Source organism: Bartonella sp. AA168HLJHH (genome assembly GCF_042197365.1).
GTDB lineage: Bacteria > Pseudomonadota > Alphaproteobacteria > Rhizobiales > Rhizobiaceae > Bartonella.
This window is the reverse complement of record NZ_JBHIRS010000014.1, coordinates 20,884-32,919: the sequence shown is the minus strand read 5'-3', so window position 1 is coordinate 32,919 and position 12,036 is coordinate 20,884. Positions and strand designations below refer to the sequence as shown.

5 protein-coding genes and 2 pseudogenes are annotated in these 12,036 nt (G+C 36.7%); 6 read left to right on the top strand and 1 reads right to left on the bottom strand.

Annotation, left to right across the window (positions count from 1 at the left end; translation table 11 throughout):
• The 6 genes and pseudogenes from ACFINM_RS07790 to ACFINM_RS07765 all read left to right on the top strand — a co-directional run.
• A partial coding sequence (locus ACFINM_RS07790) for an HNH/ENDO VII family nuclease (RefSeq protein WP_375641023.1) occupies positions 1-729 on the top strand: 729 nt, incomplete at its 5' end.
• A gap of 64 nt (positions 730-793) precedes the next feature.
• Positions 794-1,384, top strand: coding sequence for an SMI1/KNR4 family protein (locus ACFINM_RS07785; protein ID WP_183193918.1), 591 nt, complete (start codon positions 794-796; stop codon positions 1,382-1,384).
• A 52-nt stretch (positions 1,385-1,436) separates the two neighbouring features.
• Positions 1,437-1,910, top strand: coding sequence for an SMI1/KNR4 family protein (locus ACFINM_RS07780; protein WP_375613701.1), 474 nt, complete (start codon positions 1,437-1,439; stop codon positions 1,908-1,910).
• Positions 1,907-2,482, top strand: coding sequence for an SMI1/KNR4 family protein (locus ACFINM_RS07775; RefSeq protein ID WP_183194725.1), 576 nt, complete (start codon positions 1,907-1,909; stop codon positions 2,480-2,482). The genes ACFINM_RS07780 and ACFINM_RS07775 overlap by 4 nt, the downstream gene beginning before the upstream one ends.
• A gap of 54 nt (positions 2,483-2,536) precedes the next feature.
• A pseudogene (locus ACFINM_RS07770) lies at positions 2,537-2,998 on the top strand (SMI1/KNR4 family protein); the annotation flags it as partial.
• 15 nt (positions 2,999-3,013) lie between these two features.
• Positions 3,014-5,644, top strand: a pseudogene (locus tag ACFINM_RS07765) (DUF6990 domain-containing protein).
• A 928-nt stretch (positions 5,645-6,572) separates the two neighbouring features.
• Here ACFINM_RS07765 and ACFINM_RS07760 read toward each other — a convergent pair.
• Positions 6,573-11,549: a DEAD/DEAH box helicase gene (locus tag ACFINM_RS07760; protein ID WP_375641022.1), complete on the bottom strand. Its 4,977-nt coding sequence runs from the start codon at positions 11,547-11,549 to the stop codon at positions 6,573-6,575.
• Between the last annotated feature and the right edge of the window lie 487 nt (positions 11,550-12,036).

Here is a 12,036-nt window from a genome sequence, read left to right as displayed (position 1 = left end):
GGTGCCGGTGGTTCCTTTAATGCTGGTCTTGAATTTGGAAAATTATTGACTGAAGTAGCAACGCTGTTTTTGGGAGGAGCTGGAACAGCCAAGGGAGCCATAAAGCTTGGCGAAAAGACAGTGATCAAGTTCAATGCTATGAAAGATTTTGCCCAATTCGCTTCCAAGAAAAATCTTGCCAAACTTGCAACTCAAGGAGATCCTGACAAATTTGCGGCGAGGAAAGAACTGACCAAACTTGCTGCTAAAGAAAAAAAGCTTTGGTTAAAAAAGAAACCCACTAAATTTACCGATAGCAAATTTGGTCAGACGAACAAAGCTTATAAGAGAGACGATTTGTTTGATCCTAACCAAAGGGTTAAATGGAGAGTAAACAAGAAAGACGTGTGGGGCACCAATATTGAAAGGATGGAAACAGGAAGAGCACCTATAGGATTTGATGGTGAGCCTGTTGAGTTGCATCACCTAAAGCAAACGCATGAGGGGCCCATAGCAGAAATGAGCAAGGAATCTCATAATAAATATAATTCCGTGATTCATGCTCCTTCCAAAACACATCAATCGCTTATAGAGAGAGAAAAGTTTAATAAGTGGAGAGAGGAATATTGGAAGGAACGCGCTAAAGGGTATAGAGAACAAAAAAACAGTAATTTAGGAGAAATAATTGATATGAAATGGGGTATTATAGGTCTAGATTTTGACAGATGGGGACAGGAGCATCGGCAGTAATACTCTACGGTTGATGAAAAGAGAAAAAACAGAGATTTATAGAATAATTAATGGAGAATAATTGATGAAAACCTATACCTTAGATGATGTTGCAGTCTTAATTGATAAAGTAAATAAATATGATGAAGAGATTATCAATTTGGGTACTGAAGATGATGGAGAGAATGAAACAGATGATTTACAGATTGAAAAGGCGGAGAAAGCTTTGGGTTTGCAATTCACATCCTCTTACAAAGTTTTCTTAAAAAAATATGGAGGAGGAGAAATTGGTGGTGATGAAATATTTAGCATTTATGGAGATTGTGGGGAAGGTATTCCTGCTGGTGATATTGTTTACCGAAACTTACTCAATAGAGAACGTGGTTTTGTGACACCAGAACAGCTTTTCATTAGCAGAACAGATTTTGGTGAAACCTTTTATTTTGATTATACGCAGTTTAGGGATGGAGAATGCCCACTTTATGTCATGCTTCCATCTGAGGATTGCGAGTATTACGCTAGCAATTTTTATGAATTCCTTTGCAAAAGAATTAAAGAAAGTGTGGGAGCTGAGATACCTGATGGTGACCAACCGATTGAAAAGATTGAGAACACTCCCACTCCGCAACCTATCCCTTTTTACAAGAGCTTTTGGAAAAAACTATGGAAGAGGTGAAATTGATAGAGGAAATATGAAGCGTTTATAACGCAAGTTTTGAGGATCATCCATGAAAACCTATACCTTAGCTGATGTTGCACAATTAATTAATAAGTATCCGGATGTTATCGACTTTGGCACTGCAGAGGATGCACCTGATGATATATTGATTGAAAAGGCTGAGAGAACTCTTGGTTTACAATTCACCTCGTCCTACAAAAGTTTTTTAAAAAATTATGGAGGAGGAGAAATTGGTTGCGAGGAAATTTTTAGCATTTATGGTGTAGACTTTGAAACTGTTTATGGTGGTGACATTGTCTATAATCGCTTAACAGAAATGAAAAATGGTTTAGCAAAATCACAGCAGCTTGTTGTCAGTAGAACTGATTTTGGTGAGACATTTTACTTTGATTACTCTCAGTTTCAGGATGGTGAATGTCCGCTCTATTTTGAGGTAATATCTGGAGATCCCCTTTATTATGCAAGTAATTTTTATGAATTTCTCTGTAAAAGAATTAAGGACCATGCAGGGGAAGATTTATGAAAACCTATACCTTAGCTGATGTTGTAATATTAATTGATAAAGTGAATAAATATGATGATGAGATTATCCATTTTCGTACTGAAGATGATGCAGTTGATGATCTTGTAATTGAAAGGGCTGAGAAAGCTCTTGGTTTACAATTCACATCCTCTTACAAGAGTTTTTTGAAACATTATAAAGGTGGGGACATTAGTGGTGAAGAAATCTATAGTCTTTATGAGCATCCTATAGGTGTTTCTGTTAATGACGTTGTTTTCCAAAACTTAAATGATAGAAAACGTGGTTTTACGACACCAGAACAGCTCGTTGTGAGTTATGATCTTGATGAAACCTTTTACTTTGATTATACGCAGTTTCGGGATGGTGAATGCCCACTCTATGTCATGTTTGCGGATGAGGAGTCCGAATATTACGCCAGTAATTTTTATGAATTCCTATGCAAAAGAATTAAAGTACACGCGGGAGTTGAGATACCTGATGGTGATCAACCGATTGAAAAGATTGAGCACACTCCCACTCCGCAACCTATCCCTTTTTACAAGAGTTTTTGGAAAAAACTATGGAAGAGGTGAAATTGATAGCGAGGAAATATGGAGCGTTTATAACGCACGTTTTGAGGATCATCTATGAAAACCTATACCTTAGATGATGTTGCAGTATTAATTAATAAGTATCCGGATGTTATCGACTTTGGCACTGCAGAGGATGCACCTGATGATATATTGATTGAAAAGGCTGAGAGAACTCTTGGTTTACAATTCACCTCGTCCTACAAAAGTTTTTTAAAAAATTATGGAGGAGGAGAAATTGGAGGTTATGAAATTTTTAGCATTTATAACGCAAGTTTTGATAAGTGTCCTGCTGGTGATATTGTTTTCTATCATTTGACGGATATAAAAAATGGTTTCGCAAAACCAAATCAGCTTGCCGTGAATAGAACTGATTTTGGTGAAACATTTTATTTTGATTATTCTCAGTTTTGGGATGGTGAATGCCCACTCTATGTTGAAATTGCATCTGGAGATTCAGAGCATTACGCAAGTAACTTCTATGAATTTCTCTGTAAAAGAATTATGGAACATGCTGGGGGGGGGGTAATGACGATGCAAACCAAAGACGCAACAGAGATTTTAAAAAAAGTTGGTTGGGAGCCCCATCGCGATGAAATGGGTGATATGTTTGCTTATTATCACCTCCCCGATCGCATAGTGCGTATTCATTATGGTGTCATAGATTATGGACGGGATAGCGGAAGATTGTGGGTTTCTGTCAGTCTTACTACTGCTGCTTATTGTCTTGGCTGTGAATATGCTAACGGTAAAGAATCTCAATCTCAATATGAGGCTATGCTGATTTCTTCAGAAGAGAATTTTGGAGTTACAGCACTGGAGTTTTTTGAAAGCCATGTCAAGGTAGCTTTAGACAAAGTGTTAGCTTGGGCGCAAGCACAGGATATTAAGAAAAAATTACGTAAAAAAGCTGCTAATCATTCTCTCGTTGCAAAGGCTCTACTCGGCGATACCGAAGCTTTAAGGAATTACAAACCTACACCTCAATTATATACACCAGAGTTTTCTGATTATGAAAAGATGACACAGGTTGAGCGCGTCATCTTTTTTGCTGAAGCTTATAAAAATAATGAATTGGATGACATTTTAGCACGCAAAAAACCGAAACAGCGTTTGATGAGTCTTACAGCAGCAACGCGCATTCTTAAAACCCAAGGGTGGTTTGTTACGGAACCTGGAAAAATGTGGCTGATTTTGCCCGACCGCTTCATTCAATTTGATTTTGGTTTTATCCGTCTTCATGATGATTATAATGTTCATCTTGAAGCAGGGATCTCCAACGAAGATATTTCTGTCGCTTGCCATTATATTCACGATAGTAGAAAATGTAGGCAGATATCAGCTACAAATATTTATCAGTCTTTTAATACGATTGAGGGAGGGGTTTTTAGTGGTGTTGGTAAAGGGATTGATATTCGTTTAGAGACATTAAATGAGCAGGAGCTTATCAAAATTTCTGAGCGGGTGATACAATGGGCGCGTGCTCAGGATTTAGAAGCAGCGATAGAAAGCAAAGCGCTTGTTCAAAAATATAGCTCTTGTCCCGATATTCCATGGCATTTGGCTTGTTTAGCATTAACAGGTCAAATTGATATCCTGAAATCCTATCAAAATGCCGTAAAAGCAGGTACGATTTCTGAATATTTAGATGACGATGATGTGGAAAAATATGTTAATCACGCTGTTCAATTTGCTGAAGGACATCTGAGCGTTTTAAAGGAGCGAGAGGCGGCGGATGCACGTATTGATGTACAATCTTTAGCTCTCCTTAATACAGTTTCTGAAACATTAAAAATGATGAACTGGACAGTCTATCGTGATAAAAATTACAATCGTAATGCTTATTTTATAAGCAAAGACCGTATCATTAATATAGTGTACGACCTTGATACAAAAGGAAAAACACTGATCGTTATATTCAAGGCTTCACTTTCAACACTTGCCTTTTCCACTGCTCATAGGGGTGTTTTTCCCGAGAATCCTCAATATATAGCTCTCAAAGAGGCAGAAGAAGTTTATACAGTTTCTAGTGTTGAAGTTGAAGAAGGCAAACTAAAGCAAATCTGTGTGGATATTCTTAAATGGGCTGATAACCAAAACACCAACCAAATCATCTATGATTATGCGGCGTTGCCAACAAAAAGTGAATTTTTCCTTGCAGAATTTCACCTTATTGCACTTATTTTGACTGGCAATGTCAAAAAACTTAAGTTTTATAAGGAGAGTTTTCAAAGAAAAAACCGTCTAGGCTTTGTAGATACTATCACAAAATATGATATTGACAACGCGCTTAATCTTGCCCAGCGTTATTGAACAGGTTTTCCTAAAAACGCTCCGATTTTAAGCTTGGATCCGCAAACAGCATCTGTTGCTTCTAAAACAACTTCTGTTGAAGTGGCAGAGGAAGTGGATGAAGCGGATGACACTGATGATCGTCTCACTATGGAAAGTGCTCATGCACTTTTAAAAAGTCTAGGCTGGTCAACCGAGAAAATCAATGAGAATGACCATATGGCAAGCTATCAATTGGCTGATCGTGAAGTAGACATTCTTTATAACGACGAAATTGCCAAAGATTACCCACAATTTGATAGCGCCTTTTTGATTAGCACGGGCATTCTTTCCACCGCTTGTAAATTCATTGATCCTACCCACACGGAAGATATTCCAGATATACAGCTTAATTTTGAAGCAAAGGGGTTAGAAATCTTTGAACCAGAAGTTACTGCGGATCGCTTAAAGCAAGCACTTGATGACGCGCTAAAATGGGCGGTAACAGACATTGACCTTTCTAAAAGACTTCGCTCTGATTATGGCACTGCTCCTTGGCAACAAGATGCAACATCTAAAGCAGATGATACGGATTATGCTTTGCTTCATCTTGGCGCTCTTGCTTTATTGGGTGATGTTGAGACCTTACAATCTTATCAGCAAAGCTTTACGGCAGGTGATCACCTAGGCTTTGACGAAAGCATCAACAAAACCCACCTTGAACGTGCATTAGCTTTAGCCAAAGAAGTAGCAAAGGTGAAGCAAGTGAGCTACGCTTTGATTGAACGGGTGGCAGAAAAGTTTGATGATCAACAAGAGGTTATCAGCAAGGAGCAATCCCGCTCGTGGAAAGAGAAAATAGTCAATTTTATCGGAAAAAAAGACAAGAAATAGCACCTAAAAAATATCAAAAAGATTTCAAAAAATTTAGAAAATAAGGCGCGGTCCAAAGCCTTGATCATAGTTGAGAAACTCAACAGTGGTATGGCTCTGATCATGGTTTTGGTGCAAGATTTTAAGGAAACAACCTATAAAAAAAGATCTATAAAATTATTCCATAGATTATAAAAATCTCTTTTAATGGGCTTTTGTCTATTTTATCGGTTATGTCAGTTTATTTAACAGACGAATCTTATGATTTTAGTGAGTGATTAAAATGTGCTTTATGAAAAGCATATGATCCTTTAAAGCCCTTCAAAAGAAACGGTTTATAATCATAAGAAATGCTATTAAGACTATTATGGTTATGAGTTTAGGGGGGTATGGGGGTTTTGGGGGGTCTTTTTACCCCCCCCTTTATATATATTTTTTAATCCAAAATAAAAGTTATTATATTTCAATAAGTTAATCTTTCAAATAAACAACCTATATTAAACATAACACATAAATACAATTTTTAATATATATCTAAGAGGGTTTTGTAGGGGTTTTGGGGGTTTTAAAAACAGACAAAACCTATAAGTAATATAAGAAAATGAATATACATAACTCTGTTTAAACAAAGCTTTTGAAAAGGATAAAGCTATCATTTTAAATACGGTATAATCTCTTAAAGGCAATCCAAATAAGAGTATCTAAAAGTGCAAATGATTTCTTTTTAGAATAACGCATATAAACACTCCTTTTAAAGATTATAGGTAATCAATTCACAAGATGATACGTTTAAAGAATTTACAAAAGTCCATTAAAGGATTTCTGATAACGTAATTCTTTCCTATCTTAGTTATCTCATAACAGATGATAAAATAAACTTTTATTTAAACTAATACATAAGCGGCTTTAATAAGATTAGCATGCCCATTATGTGAGCATGCTTTATAAGTTATTCAGTTTCTCTAATTTCTAATTTTGGTAGGTTCTTAACAATTTTGATTGTCTCTAAACTTACAGTAATAACCCTTTGAAATAACTCTAATGGATAAGCAGGGTTGCCAACGGTTTCAACAGCATAGCGATTAGCATCATTCACAATACCACTCTTTTTATCAGTCTTAACGCATTGACGCCCCATAACCCATTCAAGAGCAGGCTTGCCATTGACGATATACTCATAAGCTTCAAGAGGGATATCTGTTATGGTAATATTGCTATTGTAAATAACAGTCGATTTATCCTTTTCCTTACTATTCTTAATTTTTGCGAATTTCATTTCAGTCACATAATAGAATTTTTCGAGATTAGAGATTTCTGTCTGTTTTGGATTACCCTTTTTAAAGATCACGGGATAAGGCTCTACATCTTCATAATTCACGTGCAAATGACCTAGTTCACGTCCTGCTGTTACAAATTTCCAAAAGTCATCAGCACTCTTTACACACGGGATACGAGGCAATTCTTTAGAGAGGTTATCAGCATAACGGGCACGATAATCTTCCGAATGAAGTATACCGTAAACATAATAGAATAGATCATCCTTAGTGATTTTTTCATTAGGATAAGCTGCTTTAAAATGTGCTAATCCTTCATCAGTTATGGCATCATGCCTCTGTAAACCAACAGTTTTGTTTTCTTCTGTAGCATTTGCAAATAAATGGGATTGTTTCTCATTTTTATCTTTTGAAACCGTCGTGTCTTCGTAAATATAACGTGGAAAGCATTGTCCAGTATCTATTGCATGAAAATCAGGTAGATCCCTAGTCATAATAACAGAAAAGCCACTTCTTGCCCCTATAGCAGAAACTTGTATCACTGTATTTTTGATCATTTTTTCTACAGGAAAGATACGAGGCATTTGATAAATTGCTTCATTAAAAATGCGATTATAATAAAGCCACTGTCGTGTAAAAGGACGATATAAACTTTGAACAAAACCGTCTTCTTCAAATTTTAAAATATTACCTCTTGCTAATTGTTTTTTTATATTCAAACTCCAACTTATCTTGCTTGTATCTGAATTAACAAAATTATCTACAGCCTTTGTACGTGATTTACTGTCAGTGTGCGCATAAGCATTATTAAAACGTTCTGCTTCACTGTTATAGAAGGCAATCATGTTACCCATATTTTTCGCTAAAATTGCACGACTTGAATTGTATGCCCAAGCATCACGACTAGTCGTAATGCCACAAGAATAAATCTCAAAGAGTTTTTTCTCATGAGGTCTCTTATCGCCTAAAGCTAAGAATGTTTCAAAACTGTCATCACGTTGACGTATCCAATCACCATGCTTATCTGGTGTGATTATTTGCCAATCTTTTTTACTTCGTGTAATGCCATCAATACTACCAAAGTCCTTAATTGTTTTAAGTTTTTTTTCTCTTGTTTGATTATCACCAATATCATGATAGTAAATTTTACAAGGTCCAATAGTATTGGGATTTTTTATAAACAGCGTCACGGCAATGCCCGTCATACTACCACTACCAAAAACATTTTCACCTTCTTGAGCAGCTCCATTGCTTAACATATTTTTACGAAGATCCCCTCGTAAATTAAGTACATAAATACTCGTAAATTCTTTGGCTAAAGATTTTCGTAAACTATTCATTGTCGATTTTTCTATGTAACCAGAGCCAGAAACAAAGCCGATTACCCCAGCATTACCAATACGGTCACTTGCCCAGCGCATAGCACGAATATAACTGTCATAAAAATTTCGCGTATTCATTGATTTAGATTGAGCAGCATAGGTTTCACGAATACGGTTATTTAATATGGGATAAGGGGTATTCTTTGCATTGTCATTAGCACTTTTTTGACCTGTTGAATAAGGAGGATTGCCAACAATAACTTGGATATCTACTTCCTGCTGTTTTTTACACCGCTCTGAATTCTCAAACATATAGCGTGTAAAAAAATCTTTTTCTTCAAGCATCAAAAACGTATCAGTTAAACAAATTCCTTCAAAAGGGATATACTCTCCTTTCATAAGACTATGATAGGTCGATTCAATGTTAATCGCTGCTATGTAATAGGCTAGCAAAACAATCTCATTGGCATGAATATCATGACGGAATTTATATTTCATATCCTCTGGTTTGATGAGCTTGGATTGTAAAAGCCGTGTAATAAAGGTCCCCGTTCCAGTGAAAGGGTCAAGAATAGAGACGCCTCGAGAACTTAAGCTTTGTCCAAACTCTTGCTCTAAAACATCATTGACGGAATGTAAGATAAAATCAACTATTTCAATAGGCGTATAAACAATCCCAAGTTTATCTGTTGTCTTTTTGAATGCCTTGGTAAAAAAATCTTCGTAAAGTTTGATAATAAGATTCTGTTTTGCTCGCGTTTCAATAATACCCTCTGTATCATCCTTTACACTTTGATAAAACTTTTCAAGATCTTTGGCTTCGTCTTTGATATTCATCTTATCAAGTTCTCTTAAGATCTTTTCCATGGCTTGTGAAATGGCATTGTTTTGCACAAACTCATTTCCATCAAACAAGGATTCAAAAATAGGACGTGTCACAAGGTGTTGCGCCAACATCTCAAGTGCATCCTCTTGCTCGATACTGTCATTTAAACCGTTCTTTAATTCTTTATGAAAGGCATCAAAAGCGTGAAAGGCTTCACTCTTTTTATCAGCGAGTATGCTTTTAAGACGAATAATATGATTTTGTGCAATTGCAGCTACATTGCCAGCCCAATTTCCCCACTGATTAGGCTCTCCACATTTTTTGACAATGATGGGCTTAATAGCACGCGATAATTCATCAACATAAAACTCGAATTCTTTTTGTCCTCCATATTTATAAGAGCTTTCACTTGCTACTGAACCAATATGAAGCCCAGCACTTTCCGATTTCGCGTGGAAAGAGAGTTCGTCAACAACTGCGGTCATTGCTTGTAAAGCAGGGTCAAAAGTAACCCCTACAATCTCAAACACATGACGAACATCTTGGTCCAGCTCTAAGGCTTTTATTTTGTTTTTAAAGTTGTCATCATGAGCACGCAAAGCATTGAGAACTTGCCAGATGACATCATACTTTGTATTGTTTTCTAAAGCCTGTTGTGGTGGAATATTAAAGGGAATACCAACGGGTAAAATAATGTAGCCTGTTGTTTTACCTTCTGCGCGGCGCATCACACGCCCCACAGCCTGTATCACATCCACATGACTTTTACGCGGGTGTAAAAACATAACCGCATCAAGAGCAGGGACATCGACTCCTTCAGAGAGACATCGGACATTGGTTAACACACGGCAGTTATTCTCATCTGTATCTTCTTTAAGCCAATCAAGTAATTTATTACGATTTTTGCCATTAAAAGATCCATCAATGTGCTTAACATCAAAGATAAGAGAAGTCTTACTTTCGGGAACAAATTTATGATATTCATCAATGGCGTCATTGAATAGTTCGCTAACTAATTGAGACGTCTTGATATTTTTACAAAAAGCCAGAGAACGACGCATAGGTTTTATGCCATCTTCTTCCTTCTTTTCTATTTGGGAAAGTGCTTTGTAGCAGCCAATGATTTTAGTTGTATCATCAAGAATAAGTTCGGAATTTTTATCTTTAAGGCGTTTCTGAATCGTTGCGTTAATAATTGCTTCATCAACAGCCAAGACGATAACTTTATAGGGTGTTAAAAGTTTATCTTTTAGAGCTTTTGAAAAAGTATACGTGTAAAGATTTTTTCCATAGAGCTCTTCATCATCCATGGACGCCAGAACAGCATCAGATGCGTCAGCCTTCTTTTTCAGCTTGTCGGTAAAGATCTTAGGGGTTGCCGTCATGTACAGACGTTTTTTGCCCCGAATGATGCTGTTATCATGAACCTTGATAAATTCAGATTCACGCTTGTCTGTTCCTAACACAGCTCCAGTGGTACGGTGTGCTTCATCACAGATGATCAGATCAAATTCGGGTAAATCATACTTTTTTTGCGCATCCGAAATCACTTGGATTGAATGGTAAGTCGAAAAGACCACAGTCATTACATCAAGAGAAGTTTTATTGGCTTTACGCGCAAGCTCTTTGGCATCGGTCGTAGCCGGTAAAACAAGGTCTGATGCATCGAGACCAGCTTCATCATCATTTTTATTCTTACGACGCTTACCTACTTGCGTATCCGAACATACGGCAAAGGAACGCAAGGATACTTCTGTATCTTCTGTCCATTCACGAATTGTTTGAGAGATAAGAGCGAGAGAGGGCACCAGAAACAATACACGCTTGCCTTTTCCTGCTATGGTTTCTGCTATCTTCAAACTGGTGAAAGTCTTGCCCGTTCCACATGCCATAATCAGCTTGCCACGGTCTGCTTCTTTTAAACCTTCACAAACCGCTTTGAGCGCTTCTTTCTGATGATCTAAAAGCTTTTTCTTTGATTTCTCTTTGAGAACAGCTTGTCCTTGTTCTTTATAAGCCCCCCAATCGATTTGACTGTTTTCTAAATCAAACAGATTAATCCGTTGAATACGAACCTCTTGTCCTTCACAAGTCAGTTCAACATTGTCACTCCAATCTGTTTCGGTGCTATCAACCAGTATGCGACGGGTGAAGATCTTTTTGCCCGAGGCAGCAATAAAACTATCAATATCTTCTTTTTTAATTATGTGAGAGGCGTCATAGCATTTACATTGAATAGCCGCATAACCCCCTTCATCACGGATTGTAGCCACCAGATCAATCCCAATATCCGTTCCATCTTCATCATGCTCTTGCGCCCATTCCAAATAAGTTTGAACCTTTTCGTATTCTTGCTTTTGAAGCGGCTCTTCACTCAAATAAACCATGACAAGGTTTTCAAACATGGTTCCTAATTCACGGGGTGATTTAGCTTTTTGACGATAATATTCCAACAGAGAGCGTAAAGTGACGTGTTCATTATCAGAGTGATGAGAGCGAAGCATAAAGGATAAACTCCATAACTATCTACGATACAGATTAATTCTCTTCAAAAGAATCGAAATGAAGCTTATTAAATCCATTTTGAGCAAATGGTGAAAAAAATGTAGAAAAATGCGAAAAAACGGATAAATTTTTTCAAAAGGGGTTTTTAAAGGCTACTTATCCACAGCCTATGACATGAAGTAAAATCAGCAAAATAGTGAATTTTGCTGTTCGTTTCACGTGTTCATCAAGACAAATGAACTATGTGCTTTTAAGATATCAGAATGTATGTTTTGATAGGCTTTTATTGCTTGCTTTGTAAGAAAGATAAAAAGCATATACCCCCTATGCCCCCAAAACCCCTACAAAACCTATACTATAAGTTGAATTTACAGGTTGTAATGTTGATATAGATTGTTTTTTGAAAAGTTGATAAAAATTAACATATTGAAATATAATGACTTTTATTTTGATTTTTAAAATATATAAAGAGGGGAATAAAAAGCA

What these genes read in the sequence shown, in the direction of transcription:
- ACFINM_RS07785 (WP_183193918.1), top strand. Translation starts at nt 794, where the DNA reads ATGAAAACCTATACCTTAGATGATGTTGCAGTCTTAATTGATAAAGTA.
- ACFINM_RS07780 (WP_375613701.1), top strand. Translation starts at nt 1,437, where the DNA reads ATGAAAACCTATACCTTAGCTGATGTTGCACAATTAATTAATAAGTAT.
- ACFINM_RS07775 (WP_183194725.1), top strand. Translation starts at nt 1,907, where the DNA reads ATGAAAACCTATACCTTAGCTGATGTTGTAATATTAATTGATAAAGTG.
- ACFINM_RS07760 (WP_375641022.1), bottom strand. Translation starts at nt 11,549, where the DNA reads ATGCTTCGCTCTCATCACTCTGATAATGAACACGTCACTTTACGCTCT.